This is a genomic window from Candidatus Alcyoniella australis (assembly GCA_030765605.1).
GTDB lineage: Bacteria > Lernaellota > Lernaellaia > JAVCCG01 > Alcyoniellaceae > Alcyoniella > Alcyoniella australis.
In genome coordinates, this window is sequence record JAVCCG010000113.1 from 1 (window position 1) to 24284 (window position 24284).

Genomic DNA, 24284 nt, shown 5'->3' on the forward strand with positions numbered 1-24284 from the left:
CCGTTCGAACGATGATCTGAGGCGCAAGACCTCGAATAGGCGGATGGAGGGAGCTGAAATCATCCTCGCCGGAGGAAAACCAGCAACGATACTTGACTGCCCTCTTTCATAGGCGGCTCGAAGCCGCATTGCCGAGCCCCAGGACCAGCCGGCCTGATCAGACCTGCCGACGCGGAGTGGTTCGTTGACCCAGAGTAAGGATCGAGAGCGCCGTAAAAGCGCCTAAGGACAAACAAGCAATCCCTTGGCCCACAGGCAGCCGCCGCAGGTGGGAAATTCGTTGCCAAAGCAGTCCTCTTCGTTGGCCTCGGCCAGGGAGCAGCCGCCGCAGCTGGGACAGGGCGAGAAGTCGAACTCGCGCACCCCGGTGCGAAACCTGCGGAACTGTTTGGAGCGCCAAATCGCGGCCAGATCTTGCTGACTGACGTTGCCCACGTGGAAGCTACGCACGTGACGCGGGCGTCCGTAGAGCAGGCAATGATGGGTGTGCAGCAACGTCACACAGGGGCTGACCGCGCCGTTCCAGGCCACGGCAGCCGACCCGCGCCAGGCGAACGGGCAGCGGCCCGACGACCCAGTTCTGCACCAGCGACAGGCCGAGCACCTTCTAGTCGCGGAACACGCGGCCCATCTCCTCGTAACGTACCTTGGCCAACGGCGAGTACATCATCAGGATCAGGCCCACGGCGATCGGCACGTTGGTCGTGCCCACCGAGAATCGATTCCAAAACTCGGCGACTCCCGGCCGCAGGTAGCCGCCGAGCACCCCCACGGCCATCGCCACGAAAATCCAGAGGGTCAGGTAACGGTCGAGCAGGGACAGCTTGCGGGTGATCGATGCGCTCATCGCAATCCCCGGAATGCGAAGAATCCGCCGACAACGATTATCAGCACGCCAGCGGCACGCCGCAGCAAGTTGGTGGCGGAGGTCAGCCGTTTATTTTCAATGACCGCCTTGGCCGCGCCCATGCTGGTTCCGGCGACCACGATCAACGCACAATGCCCCGAGGCATAGGCCAGCAGCAACAGGCCGCCGTAAACAACCGACGATCCGCTGCCCGCGATGTAGGCCAACAGCACCACCAGCATCGGCGCTGCGCAGGGCGCCGATACCACGCCGAACAGCAGCCCGAGCACAAAAGCGCCCGCAGTGCCCTTGAGTTTCGGATTGACGTTCAATTGCGGAATCGGGATTTTCAGCAACCCCGTCAGATGCAAACCCATCAGCAGGCAGACCCCGGCCACCACCAAGTTCCAGACACTGGATACCCGACCGAACAGCTTGCCCAGCAACGCTGCGGCAATGCCCATGCCGGTGAACATCACGGCCAGCCCGAGCACGAACAGCAGCGAGAAGATGAAGGCTCGCTTGGTGGACTTGATAGCGTTGTCGCCGGAGACGAAGCCGATTGTCAGCGGAATCATCGCCAGCACGCAGGGGTTGCTCGCGGTCAGCAGGCCGCCGAGAAACACCACGACCAGCGCCAGCCAGGGGCTGGTCTGGATATAGGTTCCGACGTTGTCGAACAGACCCTGCATCAATCGGGCTTATTTAGGACCAGTCCCAGTTGCTCAAGCTCGCCGAACACTAGCTCATTGTCCAACCGCCCCTGGGCCTTGTACAGCTCCGCGCCGTCCGCTCCGACCGCCAGCACCGCGGGAAAAGTAAACAGCTTGTAGCGGCTCGTTAACGCGTCGACCTGTTCAGGCTGCTTTGCATAGTCGAGGCGTTTTAGCGTGATGCCCTGGGCCAGTGCGCCCTCGATCTTGTCGGCCAGCGGCTGCGCGGCCTGGCATGCCACATCGATGCAGTGGCAGGCGTTGGACTGATGGAGAAAGTAGATCGTGCTCTGCTCGGCCGGCTGTGCGTCCGAAGCCGAGGAGCCGACGCAAAGCAGCATCACCAGAATTGTTGAAACCATCAATATACGCACGGTTTTCATTTTGCCTCCTTCAGCAGTCGCTTGACCGCGTCAAGCTTGGGCAGCGGTTTGCCCTGATGTACTACCTTGCCGTCAACCACGAGGCCCGGAGTCAACGCCACGTACTCGATAATCTTGTCGATATCCGTGACGTACTCGATCTCGGCGTCCAGCCCCAGCTCGGCCACGGCGGTCTTAGTGGTCTCGAGCAGCGCATGACAATTGCGGCAGCCCGGTCCCAGCACCTTGATCTTCATCGAGGTCTCCTTGGTTTTATCCCAGTAGTTTTTCCAGATCGCGCCTGCGCGGCACCTTGCCGCTCAACACGACCTTGCCCTCGATCACCAGCGCGGGCATGGCCAGCAGGCCGTATTTGATAATCTCGTCGACCTTGTCAACCTTGACCAGCTCGTGCTGCAGGCCGCGCTCCTCAAGGTAGGCGCGCACGGTCTCATAGGTTCGTTCGCAACGCGTGCAGCCCGGCCCGAGCACCTCGATTTTCATCTATTGCACCAACGCGCCGTAGAGCGTGCCCGCAGCAGCGGACATCACGATCACCAGCGCGAAGTAGACGCTCGATTTGCGTGGACCGAGCACGCCGTAGATCACGATCATGTTCGGCAACGACAGCGCGGGCCCGGCCAGCAGCAGGGTCAGCGCCGGGCCCTGTCCCATGCCCGCGCCGATCAGTCCCTCGAGGATCGGCACCTCTGTCAGGGTGGCGAAATACATCAGCGCCCCAGCCACCGAGGCAAACAGGTTGGCACTCAATGAGTTGCCGCCCACCAACGAGGCCACGTAACGGCCGGGAATGATTCCGGCGTCCATGCCCGGCCGTCCGAGCAGGAACCCGGCGACCAGCACGCCTGCCAGCAGCAGCGGGGCAATCTGCTTGGTCAGATCCCAGGTCGAATCGACCCAATCGCGCAGCTCGTCGCGATTAAACCAACTGCGGAGCATCAGCCCCAGCCCCAGCAGCAGCACACCGACCACCGGCCACTTGATCGCGTAGATCGCGTGCCACAGGCCGCCGTCAGTCTTGGGCTTGGCCCAGGCGGCGAAGACCAGAATCAGCACCATCGACAGGAAGTACAGGCCGGTGCGCCACAGCGGTCGCGGCTGTTCGGCCGTTGAGGCGAACATCCCGGAGGCCGCGCGTTCCTGCTCCTCGCGACGGAAGATCAGCGCCATGACCAGCCCGATCACGATCGAGAAACCCACGGCGAACAGCGCCCGCGCCAGCCCCAGCTTCCAGCCCAGCACCCGCGCAGTGAGCACAATCGCCAGCACGTTAACCGCCGGGCCCGCATAGAGAAACGCCGCGGCCGGGCCGATCCCCGCGCCACGGCGGTGGATGCCCGCGAACAGCGGCAGCACGGTACACGAGCAGACCGCCAGGATGCCGCCGGAGACCGCGGCCACCGAGTAAGCCAACACGCGGTTGGCCTGCGCGCCGAAATAGCGCATCACCGCGGCCTGGGACACGAACACGCCGATGGCTCCGGCGATGAAGAACGCAGGGACCAGGCAGAACAACACGTGTTCGCGTGCATAGTCGCGCAGCATCCAAAACGCCTCGAGCAGCGCGCCGCGCACGCGCTCGTCGCCCAACGGCAGCAGGTAGGCCCCTAAAAATGCCGCGATCAGTAGGATAAGTTTGCGCCGCTCGCTCATCGGTCGATCCCCGCCCTATCTGCGCTGCTCGATCACTTTGTGTACGCAGGAGAAGAAGCCCGCAATGCACGTCACCTGCAAACGATAGAAAACCATGTTGCCCTGTTTGCGGTCCTCGACCACGATCCCGGCCTCGCGCAGTACTGCGATGTGGCGGCTGGCCGTGGGGTACTCCGCGCCGATCAGGCGCACCAGCTCGGCCACGGGCTTGGGGCCGTCCTGCAGCGCATCGACGATCATCAGCCGACTGGGATGCGCCAGAGCCTTGAAAACCTGCGCGCGCTGTTCATAGATTCTGTGTTCCGACATATTTTCCGCCTTGCGTTCTTTTTTGCTATTTAGCTATATAGCTAAATAGTATTCCTCAGTCAAGAGCCCGCACAACAGAGCCGTGGGCCGGGTTTGCTTCGCGTCCGAGGGTGGTTTATAAATCCTGTCACAGCCCGGCCGCATTGAACAACAACGGGGGACGCCGATGGAGTTGATGAGCACTGAAAAGCAGGGACCGGTGGGGGTCATCACCTGGCACCACGAGGAGCAGAACCGTTTCAATACCCCGTTCATCATGGAGTTTCTCGAGGCCTTGGCCGCGTTCGAGGCTGACGAGGGCGTGACCGCGGTGGTCATCACCTCGAACAACCCCAAGATCTTCTCCACGGGGCTGTACCTCGATTGGATAATCGCCACGGCCAATAAAGACATCGACCTGCTGCGCGAGTTCCTCGGGCTGTTAGGCAAGATGCTGGCCGTGTGCACCGGCTATCCCAAGCCGCTGATCGCCGCGCTCAACGGGCACACCGTGGCCGCGGGCGCGATTTTGGCCGCGTGCATGGACTACAGGCTGATGAACTCCGAGCGCGGGTTCGTGCGCCTACCCGAGGTCCAGATCGATATTCCGTTCTGGCCGGGAATGACCGCGATCCTCAAGGACGCCGCCGGCGAGAAATGCTTCCGCGAGATGGCCTACACCGGCGGCCGCTTCACAGCAGAGCAGGCCAAGCAGATGGGGTTCGTCGACCAGACACATCCTCCGGACGAGCTGTTGCCTAAGGCGATCGAGCTGGGAACCAAGCTCGGCTTGGCCAACATGGCAACTTACAGCACGATCAAGCGCGGCAACCGCTCCGAAGTGCTGCGGATCATGGCCGAGGAGGACCCCCAGGCCGCTGAGCAGTTCATCGCGCGGATGAGCGCAAGCCTGGGCTGAGGGTTACGCCGCGCAGCCTTCTCGGATCGCGGGCCTCGTTCGGTTAGAATGACAGGCCGATGAAACGATCCCGCCTCGCTTTAACCCTGATCGTCTTCGCGGCGCTGATGCTTTGCTTCGCCTGCGGGAAAGATCGCTCTCAATATCAGACCCTCGATCCGCTGCTTGCCGCCTCAATCGAGCGCGCCGTGGCCACGGGCCCGCTGCTGATCCACCCCGAGCTGATCCAGCGTCTGGGCGAGCATCACGACTTTGTACGATTTGCATTATTCTCCGAGCCGGGCGATGGCCTGCCGCGGCCGGTAATCGACTATAAGCACGCGCTGCTGCGTCCCGGTGTGGATGCGGACTCGCTGCTGGGCTGTCCATCGGGCATGTGGACCGCCCAGGACGCGGGCGAGGGCTACGTGCTGCTGACCAACCATTACGGCAAGAATCGCTTCCGCTGGTTGGCCTCCCAGGGGAGTATGGTCACGCCACAATCCGATCGGCTGCCGATTCCCGGCGGCACGTTCACGGCCGGCGGCTCCAAGGACCTGGACCAGCTCGGAGGGCTGACCACCTACATCGCAATGCCCGTGGAGCTCGAACCGTTCCAGATCGGCCGGCTCGAAACAACCAATGGTCAGTTCGCCGCATTTCTCAATCAGCTTACAGAGGCGCGGCAAATCGACAAGCTCTACGACCTGAACAACCCGGCGGCTAAGATAGTGTTTGAGGGCGAACAGTATCGCGTACTGCTGGGCTGCGAGGACTATCCGGTAACCTGCGTGACCTGGCACGGGGCGGACGCTTTCTGCCGTGCGGCCGGCGGCGCCCTGCCCACAAACGTTCAGTGGGAGCTGGCCGCCCGCGGGTACGAACGCCGACTCTACCCTTGGGGCGATAGCTTCGAACGGCAGCGCACCAACATCTACGGCGACGAAGATGGCTACGACTGGCTGGCCCCGGCTGACTCGATGCCCCAGGGGGCGAGTGCGCTAGGCACCCTGCACCAGGCGGGCAACGTTTACGAGTGGGTAGCGCATCCCGACCGGCCACCGGCCAACGGGCCGGTGATTGGCTGTGATTTACGCGGCGGGGCCTGGGACACCATGGACTTCACATCGCGCTCAGACGCTGTGGACAACAACCGCTTCGACGCCGCCAACCAGCACAACGGATTCCGGTGCGCCTGGTGATCTCGTTACGTGCCGGGCTGTTGACCTCGCTGCTGTGCTGCCTGCTGTTGCTGGGCTCGGGATGCTCCTGCGAGCCCGAGCCGGTGGATGACACTCCGCCGGCTACGCCCGAGCAGCGCGCCATCTGTTACGCGATTTTCATCACCAAACGCGCGGCGGGGTACACCGCGCTCAATGCGCGCTCGTTGCCCCTGGGCAAGGTGCTGGTCGCGCCCGAGTGGTACGAACCGCTGGCCGCGGACTGGCCCGAGGTCGAGCGTTTCGCCCTATTCTCGCGGCCGCAGATGCGGCTGGACCGGCCGGTCATCGAATACCGCGCCGCGCTGATTCACTCCCGCAGCACCGAGAGCGCGACGCTGCTGGGATGCCCGCAGGGGATGTGGCGCATGGTCTACGATACCTCGGGCCGGGCGCTGCTGCTCAACTCGTTTGCCGACGACCCCCAGGCCTGGCTGGGCGAGCCCGGCGAACTGGAGATCGATCAGCGCGATCGGATTTTGATCAGCGTCGGTCGGCTGTTCGACAGCGGCGGCGCCAAGTTCAAACAGCTCGAACGCTACAGCTCGGTGCTGCGCCGGGCGGACGCGCCGCTGTACCGGATCGGACGGATCGAGGTGACCAACGCTCAATACGCGGCGTTTCTCAATTCTCTGAGCGATCCGGCGCTTGTTGAGCAGTACTACGATCTGTATCACCCCTCGGCCAAGATCGTGCTGTATCAGAGCCGCTATCTGCCGCTACGCGGGTGCGAGGATTATCCGGTCACAGCCGTGGGCTGGGCCGGGGCGGATGCATTTTGTATGGCTGCCCACGGCAAGCTGCCCAGCGACCGCGAGTGGGAGCTCGCCGCCCGGGGGGTCAGCGACCGGCCCTACCCATGGGGCGACGATTTCGACCCGGCGCGGGTCAACCTCTACGAGGCTGAGGATGGCTACAACTGGCTGGCCCCGGCCGACTCGATGCCCCGGGGTGCAGGTCGATTTGGCACGCTGCACCAGGCGGGCAACGTCTTCGAGTGGATCGACCGCGCCCCAAGCGACAGCCCGCAAGGCAAGGTGCCGGCGGCCAACCTGCGGGGTGGAGGCTGGAACACTCTGGCCCAGTCCGCGCGCAGCGACCGCCAGGACAACAATAAAATCACCGCGGCCAACGAGCACAACGGCCTGCGCTGCTGCTGGCCGCTGAGCACCCCGTGGGGCGAGCGTGCGTTGGGCCCCGCGGCCGCCGTGCAGCCCGGACCGCCGGTGCGTGTAATTCCTCCCGAGGCGGTGAAGATGGGCGCGGCCATGCCGATGTTCCGCCGCGGCGCGGCCTACCTCGAAATCTGGGCTGTGCTGAGTCGACACCGCCCGGCGCTGATCGATCCGCACTGGTACCCCGATGTCGAGGGCCTGCTGGAGGGGATCGCGCCATTTGCCGTGTTCACCCAGCGCGAGGTCCGCCTGCAGCGGCCGATAGTCGAGTACCGTAGCGCGCTGTTGCCCGACTCGTCTATCGAAGGTGAGGCGCTTAAGGGCGGCCCGCCGGGGATGTGGAGCGTATCCCGCTCCTACGACGGCCGCTCGCTGCTGGTCAACCGCTTTAACGAAGATCCCGAGCGCTGGTTGGGCACTCCGGGCAACCTCGATGTCCCTGCCGAGGATAAAGTCCTCGTGCCCGCCGGAACCTATCGCGTCGGCGCGTCGGGCGACGCCCCCGGACGGGCGGTCGCGGTCGAGGCGTTCGAGATCGGCAAGTACGAGGTGACCAACGCACAGCTCGCCGCGGTGCTCAACGAACTGCATGGGGAGCCGGTCGACAAGCTGGTCGACCTGCGCCACGGCGCGATCAAGGTGGTCCGCCGCAACGGACGCTACCTCCCGCTGGCCGGATGTGAGCGGATGCCCGCGACCTGCATTACCTGGTACGGGGCCGACCAAATTTGCCGGTCCCTGGGCGGCCGGCTGCCCAGCGGCGATCAGTGGGAGATCGCGGCGCGCGGCAACGACTCGCGGCTCTATCCGTGGGGCAACCTGTGGGAGGCCTCGCGGGCCAACGTCTGGGGCGACGCCGATGGCTACCCCTGGCTGGCGCCGGTGGACGGTTTCACCTCTGGAGCAGGACCATTCGGAACACTACAGCAGGCAGGCAACGCCTACGAGTGGGTCGACAACAGCGGCCGCCAGCGCAATCCCCTGGACCCGGTGGACATGGGCGAGCTGCGCGGCGGAAGCTGGATGACTCTGGCCGACACCGCCCGGCTCGACGTGATCGACGGTAATTACCTTTACGTTGCCAATGACCACAACGGCGTGCGTTGCGTCTGGCAACCCGTGCAATCGGATCAGCCCTGATGGTCAATCAATTGCCGCAACAGATCGTCGGGCTAGGCCGCGCGCTGTTGCAGACGATCCTTCCTCCGGTCTGCCACGGCTGCAGAACGCTGCTGGCCGAGGAGGACGTGCTGTGCGCGACCTGCCGTGCCGATCTCGAGCCCGTGCAGGGAGTGCTTTGCCAGCGTTGCGGCAAGCCGTTTGTCTCGGCCCAGGGCTCGGAACACACCTGCTCGAGCTGCCTGGAACACCGGGTGCAGTTCGACGTGGCGCGGGCGGCCTTTGTCTATAGCGGCGTGATGACCGAGATGATCCAGGCGGTGAAGTTCGAGCAACGTTACGCCACGGTGCGCGCCCTGGTCGAGTTGATTCAGCGTCCCACGGGCGCGCTGAACCTGGCGGACTACGACGTGGCGACTTGCGTGCCGATGACCACCGAGCGGCTGCGCCGCCGGATGGCCAACCCCGGCGCAATGATCGCATCCAGGCTCGCCCAACGTTGGGGGATGCCCTACGAACCGCGGCTGCTGTCCCGCGTCAAGCAGGGGCCGCCCCAGAGCACCCTTAAAGCGGTCAAGCGCTGGAGCAACGTACGAGGCGCGTTCGTTGCGGATCGTCCAATGGTCCGCGGGCGGGCGGTGTTGTTGATCGACGATCTGATCACCACCGGCGCCACTGCCGACGCCTGCTCCCGAGCGCTACGCAAGGCCAACGCCTCTGCAGTGGGAGTCTTTGCTATAGCGCGAACGGTCGAACACTGAAACGCGTTGCTTGACGGCCGATTGGCGCGGTGCTATACGGACCGGGGCTGCGCAAAATTCTGACGGTCCTCGTAGCGAGACGGCCTAGAATCTTACTGATTTCAAAGAGAAAGTAACGGTAAACGATGACCAATCCGCAGGTAGTTTTAAAGCCCGATCGTGACCGTAGCGTCAAACGCCGCCACCCCTGGGTTTTCAGTGGAGCGATCAAACGCGCGCCCGCGGATCTCGAGCCCGGCGCGGTGGTCGACGTAGTGTTTGCCGATGGCGGATTCGTCGGTCGCGGCACGTTCAACCCCAACAGCCAGATTCAGGTCCGAATCTTCACCTTTGACGACGAGCCGCTAAACGACGAGTTCATCGTGCAACGGGTCGAGCAAGCCCTCAAAGCCCGGAGCGGCTTGGTCGGCCGCGATTCGGACAGCTACCGGCTGATCAACTCCGAGGGGGACGGCCTGCCCGGGCTGGTGGTCGACCGATTCAACGACTATGCCGTGTGTCAGGCGCACGCCATCGGCGCCTACCGTTTCCGTCACACCGTGGCCCGGGCGCTGGTCCGACAGCTGGATTTACGCGGCGTACTGCTGCGCTCGGACACTCAGTTCGCGAGGAGCGAGGGCCTGTCGGGCAAGACCGAGGTGCTCCATGGCCAGGCGCCGGATGAGCCGGTGACGATCCGCGAGAACGATCTGCCGCTGGCGATCGATCTGCTCAAAGGGCACAAGACCGGGCATTACTGCGACCAACGTCCCAACCGCCGGCTGATGCGCGAGCTGGCCGCTGGACGCCGGGTGCTCGACGCCTTTGCCTACGGCGGCGGGTTCGGCCTCAATGCGCTTGCAGGCGGCGCGACGAGCGTGACGTTTGTCGAGTCGAGCAAGGACATCTGCGATGCTATCCGCCGCAATCTGCGGCTCGGAGATCATGACGAGTCACGGGCCGAGGTAGTCTGCGCCAACGTCTTCGACTTCCTCTCCTCCGGGTCGGACCGCTTCGACATGGTAGTGCTCGATCCACCGGCGTTCGCCCGCGGTAAAGCCCAGGTCAAGGACGCGGCCCGCGGCTATAAGGAGATCAACCTTAAATCGATGCGCCGCCTCGACCCCGGCGGGGTCCTGGCGACCTTCTCCTGCTCGGGCCACGTGAATAGCGACCTGTTCCAAAAAATCGTGTTCGGCGCGGCCCTGGACGCGCCGGCGAAACTGCGCATCGTCTCGCGGCTTTTCGCCGGGCCGGACCATCCGACCAGCCTATTCTGCCCCGAGGGCGACTACCTCAAGGGCCTGCTCTGTCAACTACCTTAGCCCGCAATATTCATTATGCGGGCTTGGTCGCTATAATGGGTAGATGAGCACAGCGCCCAAAGATCGAATTCCCCAAGAGATCGAGCTGCGGCGGCTGGACCTGCGTGAGCAGTTCGCTGCGCGGATGGTGGCCCAGCTGGTGGGCGAGCACGATCCGGTGTTGGTCGCGGGCTGCTCGTGGGGCCGCGACGTGTTCGAGCTGGCACAGCGCGGTCGGCGGGTGATCGCCGCTGACCTGGTGCTCCCCGGGCACATGCAAGGCGCCCTACGGCTCGACCTGACCGCGGGCCTGCCGTTTCGACCCGGCAGTTTGGGAGCGGTAGTGCTGGCCGAGGTGCTCGAGCACCTGCTGGACGACCTGGGCGCGCTACGCCTGGTGCGTGAGGCGCTGAGCGACGACGGCGTGCTGGTGGTCTCCGTGCCCTACTACAACGACATCCCCGAACACCATCCGCGGATTCACTCGCCACGCACCTTACGCCGACTGCTCGGCGCTGCCGGTTTCGCGATCCAGGAACGCCGGGTGCGCGGCGGATTAATCCGGCTGGCGTGGTTCGCCAACCTGGCGCGCGGTCTGCTCTACCGGCTGGCGCGCCTCGGACCAACCGCACGCCGCGAGACGTTGCTGGAGACACGCAGGCGGGTCGCGCACACGGTCAACGGACCGCTGATCGCCTACGACGCACGCAGGGCCGCGACTCCGTCGTTCTGGTTCCGCAGGGGCCGCTACTACGGGGTGTTCCTCTCCGCGCGCAAGGGGCCGGTCTCCTACGACCCGGCGCGCGCCCAACACGCATCGTACGGCGATCGGCCGGACGAGGACTGAGGAAGCTACCGTGCGCGTGCTGGTCGCCGGACATCGCCATTTCGTCTCAGGCGGTCCCGAGCGCTATATGTTTCGCGCGATGGACCTGCTGCGCGACCGCGGTCACCAGGTGGTGCCGTTCGCCCTGGCCTACGCACGCAACGAGCCCAGTGAATACAGTTCTCTGTTTCCCGATCCGCCCCAGGGCGGCGATGCGGTCTACTACAAGCAGATCGAGGTCGGGCCGTTGCAGCGTGCGCGGATTGCGGCCCAGACAATCTACTCCCCACGCATCCGTCGGGCGGCACAGCATGCTATCGGCTCCCAACACATCGATGTGGTATACGCCCTGGCTCTAGGTAACTGGCTCTACCCCGAGCTGGTGCTGGCGGCCCACAGCTGCGGCGTGCCCGTGGTCTGGCGGCTGAGCGATTTGGGCCTGGTCTGTCCGCGCTACGACATGCTGCGCCAGGGCCGTCCTTGCGAGCTATGCGTCTATTCCCTGCAGCACGCGGTGCGCCACCGTTGCGTCAAGGGCTCGGCCGCCCTGAGCATACTCAAGGTCGCGGCGATGCACACCCAGCGCGTAGCGGGAGTGCTCGAGCACGTGCGCACCTTGGCGTTTCCCAGCCGCTTCACGCTCGAGCGCCACGCGGCGTTCGGTATCGACCCCCAAAAGCTGGCCTATTTGCCGCCCCTGGCGCCGACCGTGTCTACGACCAGGCGTCCGCGGCCCGAGCACCTGTTGTTCGTGGGCAACCTACTCGAGCACAAAGGGCTCGACGTTGTGCGGCGGGCGCTGAAGCTCATCGACGATCCGCCGCCGCTGCTGGTGGCCGGAGCCGAGCTCTCGCAAAGCCTGTCCGGTGCCAAAGATGTGCGCTATATGGGGTTCCTGGACTATCCGGCGCTGAGCAAGCTCTATCGCAAGGCGCTGGCCGTGCTGGTCCCCTCGCTGTGGTACGAAAACGCGCCCAACGTGGTGTTCGAGGCCATGGCCCACGGCGCGCCGGTGATCGCCAGCGAGATCGGCAGCCTGCCCGAGCTGGTCGAGCACGAGCAAAACGGGCTGCTGGCCGCACCCGGCGACGCAGAGCACTGGGCCCGGATGATTAAACGCCTGATGGACGATCCGCAGTACGCTACGGAACTCGGGCGCGCGGGCAGGCGCACGGTGCGCGAGCGCTTCAGCGAACAGGTCCACTGGCAGGCCCTCGAAGGGCTGCTGGTCGGCTGATACGGATTAGATAAGAATCAATCCTCTGGAACCGCGCCGGCCTCGATCATCATTTGCCGCACCTGCTCGACCAACCGAGGAACATCCTCGCGCGTCAAACCCGCAGTAGGCACCGGATCGAGCGCCTTGACACGGATTATGCCCGGATGCGAGCTGGCCCGCCGCAGGTCGAACACATCAAAGCTGCCGGAGACCACGACCGGCAGCAGCGGCACCTGGGCCTGCACCGCCAGGTTGAACGCGCCTTTGCCAAAGCTGCGCAGATGCGGTCGGCGGCCGATGCCGCCCTCGGGGTAGAGCAGCACCGTGCAGCCCTGAGCGATCTGTTGCACGGCTTGATCCAAACTACAGTAGGCCCGCTTTGTGGAGCGGCGGTCGATACAGATCATTTGCAGCCTGCGCAGTCCGCTGGCGAGAATCGGCACGAAGAACAGCGAGCGTTTGGCCACGAAGTACAGCCGCATCGGCATGGCCGCTGCTGTGGCCGGAATATCGTAGTGCGACAGGTGATTGCTCACCACCACGTACGGCTGCTCAAGGTCGAGCTTGGGATCGATCTGGGCCTCGACCTTGGCCCGGGCGAAAAACAACAGCGCGCGGAACCAGGATACCGTGTAGCGGTAGTAGACCTTGCGCAGCAGAAAAGGGGTGACGTTCCAAGGGGTGCCCCAGATGACCAGGGTGATAGCCGCGGCGGTGCTTACACACAGGAACCTTAAAAAATCGCCGATTCTGCGGCCTACTGACTGTTGTTCCACAAACGATCCTCATTTCGGGCTTGAACGAGCTTGCGAGTGTAGCACGCGCCGAGCGATCGATCATCGTTCGTGCCCGGATCGCCCTGGGGCCAAAGCGAGCCAAGCGAGTAATACAGAATAAAAATCATGTAATATTGTGAACGCCAGGGGTTGCCCAAGATCGTGGATGATGGTAAAAATTCTTCCCTAGGCTCGCTCAGACCTTACTGGGAGAAGACAAATGAAGAATATAGGGATGGCCGTTTTCGCCATCGTATTTGCAGCATTGGTCGGCGCCGCCCTGGTCCTGACTCTCTTTAGCTCGCCAGCGCAGGCCGATTGGGTCGACGCAGACGACTATTATCTGGATCTCGTCGACGATGACGACGACCTCGTCGACGATGACGACGACCTCGACGACGACGACGACGATGACGACGACGACGACGATGACGACGATGATGATGACGACGATGACGACGATGATTTGGACGACGACGACCTGGACGACGACGACTTGGACGATGACGAGGGCGACGACGACAAGCCCGTGGTCGAGGACCAGTACATGGGTGGCTGCGGCTGCGATCAGGATCTGGACACGATTCTCGGTTGATCTATCCGCCGCCTGGCGCGGATTTGCATTGTGATGTGTATACAAGGGGGCGCTATGCGCCCCCTTTTTAATTTCAGCTTCTTTGGCAACAACCCCTGTTGAGGTCTTCGTGATGGACACCAAGAAATTCGACGACCATTTCGCACTAGCGCAGCTGCCCTACTTCGAGATCGAGGATGGTCGGCTGAAGTTCGATCCGGCCATGGGCCCGGTGATCGACATGCACACCCATTTGGCTTTGCAGTTCCTTGCACCGCCATCGATCGACATGGAACAGCTGACCGACGAGGTCGAGAACTACCTGCCGACCAGAGGGCTGCCGATCGACATGGAGATCTACGGCAACCTGAGCTTTGACAAGCCCTCACTGGAGCGGATGAACTATGACTTGATCTGGGGCTGCCTGCGCAAGCCCGGAGCGCGCCTCACCCATACTGCGGCCAACCTGTTGCGGGCAATGAAGGATCTGCAGATCAGTCATTGCGTGATGCACGCCATTGAGCTGCCGTTGATCTCGCACAACTCCGAAATCTACCTCGAGGTCTCCAAACGCCACCCCGGGCTGATTACCTTCGGATCGGCCCACCCCTACGCGCCCGGCGCGGCCAAGCGGATCGACAAGTTGGCCAAGATGGGCGTCAAGGGCATCAAGGTCCACCCCTCGACTCAAGGCTTCTATCCTCAGGGCAAGCGCATGATGAAGCTCTACGAACGTTGCGCGGCCAACAACCTGCCCGTGCTCTACCACTGCGGTCCGGCCGGGATCGAGCCTGAGAAGCTACGTCGCTTTACCCAGGTCAAGCTCTACGAGCAGCCGATCGCCGAATTCCCCACCGTGACGTTTTACCTGGGCCACTCCGGCGCCACGCAGACCGACGAGGCGATCGACCTAGCGCTGCGCTATCCCAACGTGGTGCTCGATGTCTCGTGCCAGGGAGCGATCGGCATGCGCAAGATCTTTGAGCGCGCCGACCACGAGCGGATCGTCTTCGGCACGGACTGGCCGTTCTACCACCAGGCTTTCGGCCTGGCCAAGACAGTGATCGCCTGCGAGGGCGACGATCAACTGCGGCGCAAGGTGATGTACGAAAACGCGGCGCGCCTGCTGGGGCTGGATAACAACTGATAATGCATTGCGGCGCAATGCCGTTGCCGCGGACGCTGTTCGCAACTAGAGTATTGATATACATATTGCCACCGGAAGGAGACAACGATGAAAAACAAGACCCTCTTGCTGATCTTGGTCGCGCTGCTGGCGCTTACACTCTCGACCATGATCGTTGCCTGCAGCTCCGGCGACGACGACGACGATGATGGCCGGGGAAGATCCGACGATGATGATGACGACGACACCGACGATGATGACGATGATGTCGACGACGATGATGACGACATCGATGATGATGACGACGATTATCCCAAATGGTGCCAAGAGGACCTTGAGTGCACCATCGACTACCTCGAGTGCATCGTCAACGGCCTGACCAACATCGAAGATCTGCTCGACATCATCGGCGGCTGCGCCACGACCTACGCCAACTGCGTGGATCCGGCAAGCTGCCGCGCGGCAAACCTCACTTGCATCGCCAACACCTGCGAATCGCCCCTTGAGTATGACTGCGTACTGGGCTGCAACAACACCTATTTCGAGTGCATGGCCACCGAGTGCGGCACGAACTGGACCTGCATGGACGCCTGTTACGGCGATTTCGACGATTGCGTGGTGAGCGCCCTGCCGGGCGTGACCGAGGTCAAAGCGTGCTTTGATGACCTCGGAGACTGCATCGACCCCTGCTTCCCGTAGCAGGCGCACGGGCACGGCTGTCAAATAACGCTTGACAGACCATGCGTTGCCCTGCTCATATCGGGTTACAATCGAGCATAGACCAACGGCCGCCCCCGGGCGGCCGTTTTTGTTTCGGTTTAAATGATCACCACAACGATCGTAAATACATTCATCAACGCGAAGAGGGTATTGACATGAATCCACATAGTATCATGCAATATGTCGTGGTAAACTCATCAAGCGATGCAGAATAAAAAGCATTGATTCAATTCCTTCGGAAAGTAGCTGATCCATTGGGTTGAATTTATGCGCAAAAGTGTGTCGAGATATATGATCTTGAAGCGCGATGCCTTGATTACTATCAGGGTGGTAATGAGGAGGCCGATCACTGGTGCGATGAATTCTTTGACGATGAAACGCAACGAGCGGAATGTTGGGAAGCAGTCTTTGGGGGCGGTATGACAAATTATGAAGTGCGACTAACGCCATATAATCCATGTCTATGGTTATCGCAAGCGAACGCTATGTGTTTTAACGAGCTGCCGCAATATATCGGGTTGAAGGCGCTGGAATTTTTGCCATGGTTGTCTATATTGGCAGAGCGTAAGGCCCTGAAAGTGGTTGCTGCCATTCTAGAATATATTACAAGAAATAAACTACATTGGCTAATTCCCCCAAGCTTAAGTATAGTGGAGTCGATGTCCAAAATGGACATTAGAATTATTCTTAAAGAGCAGGCGGCATTCAATCCAGAAACCTTTGGCATAATAAATAGTGGAAAATGAAAAAGGCCATCCTGTACACGCTGATCATATCGATTGCGATTGCCGGGATTATCATCTGCCTGGGCACGATCGATTACGGGTATCGCCTGCGCGTGGTGGATTCAATTGATCTGGATTATGAACCATATTCGATTCAATGTTTCTCCAACAACCGCTGTGTTCTAACCGCGTACGAGAAGTTCGTGATAATAGAGGTTGACGGCGAACGCATCGCACCGCCCCGCTTCATCGATCATGACGGTGATCGTATGAGTGTTCTTTTTCCGTTGAGGGCCAGCCCTTCGCTGGATCGATACCTGTATTGCTTCCAAAATAAGATCGTGATTTTCAATGAATCGGGCATTGAGCAGACCCTCCCCTGGGAACACGCTGCGGCCGATTGGTACGATGATCAGAGCTTAGTGGCCATGATCGACGGCCAGGCTTATCTAGTTTCATTGCCGGATCCGGACAATCGTATCCCCTTCGAGGAATTGAATGCAGTATTGCCGAAGATGTTTGCCGTCGATCCCGGCCGCTGCCAGGACGTAAGGGTAGAGGACGGCGCTGTTGTCGCATTGCGCGGTTTTGACGCGGCGGCGCTCTGGGATTTGGACAATCATACGCTGCTTGTAAGGGAATTCCCTGATCGTGTCTGCCTGAATGAGCCGCCCTTTGGCGTTCGTAAGGACGAGGTGCTGTGGGTGATTGGCCCTGTATTCCGTACCGCGTTGATGGATTGGAGGACTTGGGACCAGCAAAGCATGCCGCATCAATTTTGGAGAGCCTGGCACGCGAAATTCCTCGGCGAAGAGGCCATCTATGGTCTTGATATGCCATCTTGGTTGTTTGGAGTGCAGGGATATCGCGTGGTATTTAATATCTTTACCAGGGATAGCCGGTATTGCATTCGGAATGTTGAACTCCCGCAAGCCTTAGATTCCGCGGTGGTCAACAACGGCCACGGCATGCTGTTCGTCGGAGAGCGTCGAGTCGACCTGTGCCGCTTTGAGCGATCCAATCTGCTGACCGTGTGCTGGGAATGGGTGAGCATGACATTCCTCCAAGGCCTTGCAGCGGTTGAGTAATTTACAAAGTCCATCCAGATGATCAATTGATGGAACCACGAAGAATCGGCCCGAGCAGACAAATAAAGTAACGACAATGAAGCAGAATAAGATGATCAAGCTGCTGATAATACAACAATGAAGCAACGGCAAGTATATTCTCCCCATCAAGTAAAAGAATACTTGACAGCCATACGCGAAACTGCTAGTATTGAGCTACAATGAACAATGCTCTAAAGGCGGCAAGGTTCCCAGCCTGTCGCTGACTTCCTGTCCCCCTTCTCTCGAGAATAGTCATTACAGCCGACAACTCAGAGGCAATTATGGACAGTTCGGTCCCGCGCTTGATCTATGAGTCGTTGCAGGCGGCTGTGGCAACGGTCACCGAAGCCAACGGCTACCACTATACGATCGGCGAGACGTTTCTGTCTGTAATTAGGAACCAGCACAACTGAAACGGTGATAGCATGAACGTGGAATGGATAATCCAGATGGTCGTTAGGACCTCCATAGAGGATGAAGAACTGGCCCGCCTAATATAAACGTTAAAGGAGGAGTCTGATCCACTGGATTTCGAGTTTGCTGATTTGTGTGACAAATTTGAAGATGATAATGCCAAGCAAGATTGCTATGACACGAATAAAAGTATAGAAAATCAGTGTCGCGAGCTAATAGCAGCAGAGGACTTTTGTGATGACCGAACGTATGATTATCTTGCGCTGAGAATAGTTGAGATGTATTCTATATCAATACTCCTAAAAATTATAAAGCGTACCGGGGTGGAGCATATAATAATTGAGTTGCTTAAAAAATATCATTGGACATTGCCTTCCAGTTTTAGTATTGTAGATGATATATATACATCTGAGCTCAATAAGATCTTGGCGGGTGAGGAGTATTAGGATAAAACCATTATTGTAATAATGGAACAAGAATGAAAAGCAAGAAGCTTCATGTTTTAACAGTAGCCATAATAGCAATAGTTGTTACACCCATAATAATATTTTTTTTGCAAAGCCGGGTGCAATTAGAAATATTGGATTCGGTCGAGCTTGATCGCAAGGTGTTCCGTTCTCAATGCACTGATGAAGGATGGTGTGTCATAGGAAGAGCAAAGCATTTCACTATATTTGGCATTGTCAACAATCGCCTGCAGCGTATATCTGAAATACTGCCTGAAGACTGTAAGTATAGCATACCATCGGACTTTAACATCAGCCCTTCAAGGCAAAGAGTGCTTTACCGGTGCAAGGATGAAATTCTGTTTTTTAACAAAGACGGCATAGAAAACAGATTGGCAATCAGTGATGCAGACGTAGATTGGTATGATGAAGATAATTTAATCGTAATTTTAGGTAATACCGTATATCTGATGCCAATAGCACGGCCGGAATCCAAAAAGCCGCTGGTCGGGCTGAGCATTGCGCTGGCAAAGATGATGTCGGAAGAACCGAACCTGATGATAGAGGTGGTGGCGACAAGCGAGGCTGTGTTGGTGATATACGGCCGTTTTAATGTTGCTCTTTGGCGGATAGCTGATGATGCTGTAATAACTAGGAAAATCCCTACGGTTTTCTGTCTGTATGAAATACCGGGCAAGGTTTATTACCGAGACTACGAATTGAAATATCCTTTAGCAGGAGGGGAGATACTCGATATCTCCTCTGGACAAAAGGAAAGAGCCCCATTATATAGGGCGATGTGGAGGGATGATTTTCTGGGCGAGCGAGCTGCATACGGGCTGACGCATCGGTGCAATTCTTTTCCGCGCAATCTATTTCCCAGCCCGATAAACGCAGAGCGCTTTTTAGAGCAATATTATAATGATCGCTATCTTGATATTTACCCTGATAGCGGCGGAGAATATAAATGCATCGAGGTTCAGCATCCTGACTTTTTCTCGCTGGAGATCTTCGATGATGGGAATCACGTGTTGGCCATTGGAGGAAATACGGTCGTGCTTTATGAGATCGTAAAACGCAGTAGAATATATATGTTTTGGCATCAGGCAATTGTGAAGCTCAAAGAATTTATTAACTGATAAACGACAAACGCCGCTAAATCCAGGAATAGTCTATAAAAGAACTATTTCTAATACATCGCGGCTGAACCCGAATTCACAGGATATAGCATGAGCAGTTCAACTCCCAGGTTGATCTATGAGTCGTTGCAGACGGCTGTGGCAACGGTCACCGAAGCCAACGGCTACCACTATACGATCGGCGAGACGTTTCTACATTGGCCCGACCCCGGGGAGATGGCCACCAAGGCCCCCTGCGCCAACGTGATCACCAACGGACAGTCCATCGACAGCCAGGTGGGGGCCAACTCGCGGATCCAACTCGCCTGGCTGGTGACCGCCTGCATCAAGGTCGAAAACTCGCCCTCGACCGCGGCCCTTGACCTGGAGCAGGACCTGCGCAGCGCGCTGACGGCCGATGTGCGGCGTGGCGGCTCGGCCACGTTGACCACCATCAACTCCAGTATGCATTCCTACGGCACGGACCGCCGCGTGGTCTACGTGGTGCTCCAGGGAAGCTGCGTGTACCACGTGGGAGGGTGATCCGATGGCACAAGCGACAATCAAGGCTGATCAGCCGTCGATCGCCAAGACCGTGTGCAGCCGGATTCTCGACCACCTCAGGCACGGCCTGACCGAGGAGGGGGCCTGCGGCAAGGCTGCGATCCCCTTTGAGGAGTATCAAAAATACAAAAACGCCGACCCCGCATTTCGCCGCGAGGTCGAGCTGGCGCAGTCAGCGTCCCGCGCCAACATCGAGCAGATGGTGATCGACAAGATCATGGAGGGCGACGCGCGCATGGCGCTCGACTATCTCAAGCGCCGCTACCCCAACCAGTGGGCCGGGCACGTGAAGCATGACAGCAAGCAAAGCGAAAACGAGCAAAGCGACCAAGTCATCGAAGTCACCCTCGGACCCGACCCGTACTATCAGCGGCACTAAATCGCAGATCGCCCAGCGGCTGCTGGCAAACCCGGCCGAATTTCTGCGATTTCTCTATCCGGAGCACGAGTTCCGGCCGTTTCACTGCCAATGGCTCGAGCTGGTCGCAAACAATCGGCTGACACTGATCCTCGCGCCGCGCGGCCATGCCAAGACCACGGTGGTCACAATCTCGGAGATCGTGCGCAGGCTGCTGGCCGACCGCGATTGCCGGATATTGCTGGCGTCAAACACCCAGGATCAGGCCCGGGCGATCTATCGCACGGTGCGCGAGCTGCTGCAAAAGCAGATCACGCCCTGCGGGCTGTTCGGCGATCCAATCGAACGCTCCATAATCAACGAACTGTGGCTGACCAAGCGTAAAAAGATCCACAAGGAGGCGAGCCTCACTGCATTGGGCGTATTCGGCGCGCTAACGCTGCGCCATTTCGACCAGATCTTTGTGGACGATGCCCTGGACTTCGAGAACACTCGCAGCGCGACCCAGCGCAAGAAGTTCCGCGAGTGGGTGGGCATGACCCTGCTGCCGACCCTTGAGCCCGGCGGGCACATCCACTGGGTGGGCACGCGCTATCACAACCAGGATTTCTACGGCGCGGAGCTGCTCGACCAGGCGCGCTACCCCACCCTGGTCTGGAACCAGGGCAGCCATCGCGCACTGCTCGAGGATGGCGGCGCATTGTGGCCCGAGCGCTTCTCGGTCCAGGAGCTGGAACAGATCAGGCAACAGGTCGGCTCGACGATCTTTGCCGCGCAATACCTCAACGACACCCAGTTTATGCGCGGCACGATCTTCCGTGAGCAGTGGTTTCGCTACTTTCACGAGCCACCCCAGGACCCGGCGATCTACATCGGCTTTGACCCGGCGATCTCGCAATCCGAGCAGGCCGACTACTCGGCCCTGGCCGTGGTCGGACGCACAGGCCAGGACCTGTACGTGCTCGAGGCCTACAAGGGGCGCTGGACCTTTGACGAACAGCTGCGGCTGTTGGCCCTGGCCGCGCAAAAATGGCGGCCGCTGACCATCGGCATCGAGGACGTGGCGTACCAGCGGGCTCTGATCGAGACCTGCCGAAACAACGGCTTGCCCGTTGTGGCCGTGCCCAGACGCACGGACAAGGTCTCACGGGCCTACGTGATGCAGGGGCTGTTCGAGTCCGGCAGGATCTACTTCCCGGCCGCGGGCCGACTGCACGAACTCGAGGCCGAGCTGACCGCGTTCCCCGAGGGCGAACACGACGACCTGTTCGACGCCCTGGAAACCGCGATCGGACAGGCGCAACGCCCCCATGTTGGGATAATTTTAATCTGATTTTTCGAAATGCCTTTATTCAAAGTCTGGGCTTTATAAGTACGGCCTCTTTTGTTAACATCACAGTCTGTATGATGATAATAATACTGGCAGGTGGGCTTATTATAAAAAACTAGTTAGCACACCCTTTGGTAAGGCTTTAGCCATTGGGCAAGGAGTTTCTTTTTTTCTGCTTGTTTTTCTTCCACTTTTGGGGCGCGCAGTGCCGTTACTAGCAGAGCATGCAGGCCATTTGTTGTGGGCAATCCCCTTAGGCGCATTTTCGGTGTTTTTTCTGTTGTTACCTCTTGATAGGCCTTATAAAACATATCTTGATATTGAAAATATCCTTACTATAGAAATTGGTTTATTAAAGAATCGAATTCAGAAAATCGAACATAATAGAAATGAGATGCAAAAGCAACTAGACGAATACGACCCAGACGCAGCACGTTTGTTAATAAGAAGAAAAAGAGAAGAGGCTCATAATTGGGAGAATAGATTAAAAAGCGCTTCCAACGATGATAGTGAGATGTACGAGCTGATCGCGGTGATGATGAATAAAATTGCTGCATGAATAATAGCGCACTTGTGAAACCCATGAAATGGCCGCTGGCTGTTCATTGTATTCTGTTATTTATTATCATCGGCGTACACTGCTACTTGCTGCATCCTGTAATTGCGCTAAGCGTGACAAGCTTTCTGGCAATGGTGATTTTCAGCTATCTGATGGTCAGCGATCCGAATCGGCGTGGAAGCGAAATTCTATTATTATTCGGATTGTACATGGTTGCTCAGTGTATTTGTCTGGCAGGCAACGGCTTTTTACTGCCCGTAACTTCATTTGAACCCTCCATGGCGATTCATAGTGCTGAGGGAATGAGTAATCCGCCCATGGACTTCACACACTATTTGATCAGCCAGCTCGCCACATCGTACATGATTTTCTCATGGGTGATCGTGTTGGTAATAGCGATTAAGTTGTATTCGAAACGTATATAGAATCAGCGATGTCAAGGGTGCGATGCGGACGTTGCTAAGGAATTACGAGTAGCAGTATGGGGAACAGCACAGTCGGGAAATCCATGAAGTGGCTCGTGGCAATTCATTGCATGCTGTTGTTTTCTATCACCGTTGCGGATTGCTACTACATGCATCCTATAATCGCTTTAATCGTAACTGCCCTGGCAGCGATGGTGCTTTTCAGTTACCTGATGATCAATGCTCCCGGCCGCACGAGAAACGAGATTATCGTGTTGTTCGGATTGTATATGGCAGCGCTTGTCATATACCTAATGGGCAGCGGTCTGCTGATGCCCGGGACCGTCTTGGAAACGGTTTTGGAACCACGCCATATTAGGAATCTGCATAATTCCGGGCCAATGCCCTATAGGATAAGCAGGCTCGTCACAGCCTACATGATGCTTTCGTGGCTGATCGTGCTGGCAATCATCATCACCGCTTTGCGTCGGAAGCGCAGGTAAGGATCGGAAAAAGCAACTGACGAGTCCCTTTGAATAATCCGCGTTAGACAGCTTTCCAAACAATCGAGAGGCAATTGCAGTGGGCAGAATACGCGACCTGTTCCGCAGGGCTGAGAAACGCCCTAATGACAAGTATTTCCGCGCAGCCGCGGCCGAGGTCTGGCCCTACGAGGTTCAGCACGGCCGGCCGCGTCCCGACGATTTGGCCCAGGGGCTCGAGACCTCGGCGGCCCACGTCTGGGTCTACGCCTGCACCAATGCGGTGGCGCGTTGCGCCGCCCGGGTGCCGATCGAGATCCTCAAGCCCGCGGCGCCGCGGGGACAACAGGTCACCGCGCTGCCCAGCGACCCGGTGGCCCGGCCGTTCCTGGCGGTCAACGACTTTATGTCCCAGGCCGAACTGATCGAGCTGACCGTGCTGCATTTGCTGCTCACGGGCAACGCCTACTGGGATATCGAGCGCCAGACCGGCGAGATCTGGCCGTTGCGGCCCGATCGGGTGAGCGTGGTGCCGCACTCCACCGAGTTCGTCAGCGGCTACCTCTACCGCAACCGCGGGGTGACCGTACGCTTTGACGTGGACGAGGTGGTGCACTTCAAGCTGCCCAATCCCAGCGACCCGTGGTACGGCCTGGCGCCGCTACGCGCGGCGTTCGACTCGGTTCAGGCCGACCGCTACGCGATTTTGGGCAGCAAGCAGTTCCAGCAACACGGCGCGGTGCCCGCGGGCATCCTGACCGCGCCCCACGCCCTGGACAGCGAGCAGGTCGAACGCCTGCGCGGCGAGTGGAAGCGGCTCTATGGCGGTCCCAAGGGGCGCCAGCGCGTGGCCGTGCTCCAGGGCGGCATGGACTTCCGCACGATCAGCATCAGCGCCCGCGACGCCGAAGTGATCGCCCAGCGCAAGCTCAACCGCGAGGAGATCTGCGCGGTGTTCGGCGTGCCGCCGGCGGTTGTCGGCCTGTTCGAGTACGCTAACTACGCCAACGCCGATGTCCAGGAGCGGCTGTTCTGGCGCAACACCGTGATCCCCCACGTACGGCGCATTGCCCAGCGCCTCAACGAGTCCGACGTGCTGCCCCAGGGCTGGCACGCCGAGCCCGACCTGAGCGACCTGGCAACGCTGCTCAGCGATCAGCCGACGCAAGGCCGCTCCAACTAAGGCTTGGGGAG

At 59.5% G+C, this 24284-nt stretch carries 29 protein-coding genes and 1 pseudogene; 21 read left to right on the plus strand and 9 right to left on the minus strand.

What is annotated here, in order from left to right; all coding sequences use genetic code 11:
* Nucleotides 1-222: 222 nt before the first annotated feature.
* The 8 genes and pseudogenes from P9M14_13365 to P9M14_13400 form a co-directional block, all read right to left on the minus strand.
* Nucleotides 223-549, minus strand: a pseudogene (locus tag P9M14_13365) (SPASM domain-containing protein).
* Between the two features lie 58 nt (nt 550-607).
* Entirely contained in the window at nt 608-847 is a 240-nt protein-coding gene (locus tag P9M14_13370; GenBank protein ID MDP8256734.1) for a hypothetical protein, read from the minus strand.
* Nucleotides 844-1539, minus strand: coding sequence for a cytochrome c biogenesis protein CcdA (locus P9M14_13375; protein ID MDP8256735.1), 696 nt, complete (start codon nt 1537-1539; stop codon nt 844-846). Before P9M14_13375 ends, P9M14_13370 begins: the two co-directional genes overlap by 4 nt.
* Complete coding sequence (locus P9M14_13380) at nt 1539-1943, minus strand: hypothetical protein (protein ID MDP8256736.1); 405 nt, start codon at nt 1941-1943, stop codon at nt 1539-1541. The genes P9M14_13375 and P9M14_13380 overlap by 1 nt, the downstream gene beginning before the upstream one ends.
* Nucleotides 1940-2179 (minus strand): thioredoxin family protein, encoded by a 240-nt coding sequence (locus P9M14_13385; GenBank protein ID MDP8256737.1) that lies wholly within the window; start codon nt 2177-2179, stop codon nt 1940-1942. The genes P9M14_13380 and P9M14_13385 overlap by 4 nt, the downstream gene beginning before the upstream one ends.
* Before the next feature lie 16 nt (nt 2180-2195).
* The gene (locus P9M14_13390; GenBank protein ID MDP8256738.1) at nt 2196-2426 is read right to left on the minus strand and encodes a thioredoxin family protein; all 231 of its coding nucleotides are present in this window, start codon (nt 2424-2426) and stop codon (nt 2196-2198) included.
* Nucleotides 2427-3596, minus strand: a complete 1170-nt coding sequence (locus P9M14_13395; protein MDP8256739.1) for a permease — start codon at nt 3594-3596, stop codon at nt 2427-2429.
* 15 nt (nt 3597-3611) lie between these two features.
* Nucleotides 3612-3905, minus strand: coding sequence for a metalloregulator ArsR/SmtB family transcription factor (locus P9M14_13400; GenBank protein ID MDP8256740.1), 294 nt, complete (start codon nt 3903-3905; stop codon nt 3612-3614).
* A 175-nt stretch (nt 3906-4080) separates the two neighbouring features.
* Between P9M14_13400 and P9M14_13405 the strand changes: the two genes are divergently transcribed.
* The 7 genes from P9M14_13405 to P9M14_13435 all read left to right on the plus strand — a co-directional run bounded on the left by P9M14_13405 (nt 4081) and on the right by P9M14_13435 (nt 12403).
* A complete protein-coding gene (locus tag P9M14_13405; GenBank protein ID MDP8256741.1) occupies nt 4081-4803 on the plus strand; it encodes an enoyl-CoA hydratase/isomerase family protein in 723 nt (240 codons plus the stop codon).
* 59 nt (nt 4804-4862) lie between these two features.
* Nucleotides 4863-5984: an SUMF1/EgtB/PvdO family nonheme iron enzyme gene (locus P9M14_13410; GenBank protein MDP8256742.1), complete on the plus strand. Its 1122-nt coding sequence runs from the start codon at nt 4863-4865 to the stop codon at nt 5982-5984.
* Complete coding sequence (locus P9M14_13415; GenBank protein MDP8256743.1) at nt 5981-8317, plus strand: SUMF1/EgtB/PvdO family nonheme iron enzyme; 2337 nt, start codon at nt 5981-5983, stop codon at nt 8315-8317. The genes P9M14_13410 and P9M14_13415 overlap by 4 nt, the downstream gene beginning before the upstream one ends.
* Complete coding sequence (locus P9M14_13420) at nt 8317-9057, plus strand: ComF family protein (GenBank protein MDP8256744.1); 741 nt, start codon at nt 8317-8319, stop codon at nt 9055-9057. The genes P9M14_13415 and P9M14_13420 overlap by 1 nt, the downstream gene beginning before the upstream one ends.
* A gap of 125 nt (nt 9058-9182) precedes the next feature.
* On the plus strand, nt 9183-10361 hold the full coding sequence (locus P9M14_13425) for a class I SAM-dependent rRNA methyltransferase (protein ID MDP8256745.1): 1179 nt from the start codon (nt 9183-9185) through the stop codon (nt 10359-10361).
* A 43-nt stretch (nt 10362-10404) separates the two neighbouring features.
* Nucleotides 10405-11187: a methyltransferase domain-containing protein gene (locus P9M14_13430; GenBank protein ID MDP8256746.1), complete on the plus strand. Its 783-nt coding sequence runs from the start codon at nt 10405-10407 to the stop codon at nt 11185-11187.
* Between the two features lie 10 nt (nt 11188-11197).
* Nucleotides 11198-12403 (plus strand): glycosyltransferase, encoded by a 1206-nt coding sequence (locus P9M14_13435; protein MDP8256747.1) that lies wholly within the window; start codon nt 11198-11200, stop codon nt 12401-12403.
* Between the two features lie 17 nt (nt 12404-12420).
* Here the strand turns inward: P9M14_13435 and P9M14_13440 are convergent, their stop codons facing one another.
* Nucleotides 12421-13161, minus strand: a complete 741-nt coding sequence (locus P9M14_13440) for a lysophospholipid acyltransferase family protein (GenBank protein ID MDP8256748.1) — start codon at nt 13159-13161, stop codon at nt 12421-12423.
* A gap of 220 nt (nt 13162-13381) precedes the next feature.
* Between P9M14_13440 and P9M14_13445 the strand changes: the two genes are divergently transcribed.
* From P9M14_13445 to P9M14_13510, 14 genes are all read left to right on the plus strand, one after another.
* Nucleotides 13382-13756, plus strand: a complete 375-nt coding sequence (locus P9M14_13445; GenBank protein ID MDP8256749.1) for a hypothetical protein — start codon at nt 13382-13384, stop codon at nt 13754-13756.
* A 112-nt stretch (nt 13757-13868) separates the two neighbouring features.
* Nucleotides 13869-14882, plus strand: a complete 1014-nt coding sequence (locus tag P9M14_13450) for an amidohydrolase family protein (GenBank protein MDP8256750.1) — start codon at nt 13869-13871, stop codon at nt 14880-14882.
* Between the two features lie 87 nt (nt 14883-14969).
* Nucleotides 14970-15560 carry a hypothetical protein gene (locus P9M14_13455; protein MDP8256751.1) on the plus strand — a complete coding sequence of 197 codons (591 nt, stop codon included), beginning with the start codon at nt 14970-14972 and terminating at the stop codon, nt 15558-15560.
* 440 nt (nt 15561-16000) lie between these two features.
* Entirely contained in the window at nt 16001-16327 is a 327-nt protein-coding gene (locus P9M14_13460) for a hypothetical protein (GenBank protein MDP8256752.1), read from the plus strand.
* Entirely contained in the window at nt 16324-17394 is a 1071-nt protein-coding gene (locus tag P9M14_13465) for a hypothetical protein (protein ID MDP8256753.1), read from the plus strand. The genes P9M14_13460 and P9M14_13465 overlap by 4 nt, the downstream gene beginning before the upstream one ends.
* A gap of 302 nt (nt 17395-17696) precedes the next feature.
* Nucleotides 17697-17828, plus strand: coding sequence for a hypothetical protein (locus P9M14_13470; GenBank protein MDP8256754.1), 132 nt, complete (start codon nt 17697-17699; stop codon nt 17826-17828).
* 479 nt (nt 17829-18307) lie between these two features.
* On the plus strand, nt 18308-19414 hold the full coding sequence (locus tag P9M14_13475; GenBank protein MDP8256755.1) for a hypothetical protein: 1107 nt from the start codon (nt 18308-18310) through the stop codon (nt 19412-19414).
* Between the two features lie 90 nt (nt 19415-19504).
* Complete coding sequence (locus P9M14_13480) at nt 19505-19936, plus strand: hypothetical protein (GenBank protein ID MDP8256756.1); 432 nt, start codon at nt 19505-19507, stop codon at nt 19934-19936.
* Nucleotides 19937-19940: 4 nt separating this feature from the next.
* The gene (locus tag P9M14_13485) at nt 19941-20336 is read left to right on the plus strand and encodes a hypothetical protein (protein ID MDP8256757.1); all 396 of its coding nucleotides are present in this window, start codon (nt 19941-19943) and stop codon (nt 20334-20336) included.
* Complete coding sequence (gene terL, locus P9M14_13490; protein ID MDP8256758.1) at nt 20251-21648, plus strand: phage terminase large subunit; 1398 nt, start codon at nt 20251-20253, stop codon at nt 21646-21648. Before P9M14_13485 ends, terL begins: the two co-directional genes overlap by 86 nt.
* Before the next feature lie 202 nt (nt 21649-21850).
* Nucleotides 21851-22204, plus strand: coding sequence for a hypothetical protein (locus P9M14_13495; GenBank protein ID MDP8256759.1), 354 nt, complete (start codon nt 21851-21853; stop codon nt 22202-22204).
* A gap of 23 nt (nt 22205-22227) precedes the next feature.
* The gene (locus P9M14_13500; protein MDP8256760.1) at nt 22228-22629 is read left to right on the plus strand and encodes a hypothetical protein; all 402 of its coding nucleotides are present in this window, start codon (nt 22228-22230) and stop codon (nt 22627-22629) included.
* Between the two features lie 83 nt (nt 22630-22712).
* Nucleotides 22713-23111: a hypothetical protein gene (locus P9M14_13505; protein MDP8256761.1), complete on the plus strand. Its 399-nt coding sequence runs from the start codon at nt 22713-22715 to the stop codon at nt 23109-23111.
* A 79-nt stretch (nt 23112-23190) separates the two neighbouring features.
* Nucleotides 23191-24273 carry a phage portal protein gene (locus tag P9M14_13510; protein MDP8256762.1) on the plus strand — a complete coding sequence of 361 codons (1083 nt, stop codon included), beginning with the start codon at nt 23191-23193 and terminating at the stop codon, nt 24271-24273.
* Nucleotides 24274-24284 lie beyond the last annotated feature (11 nt).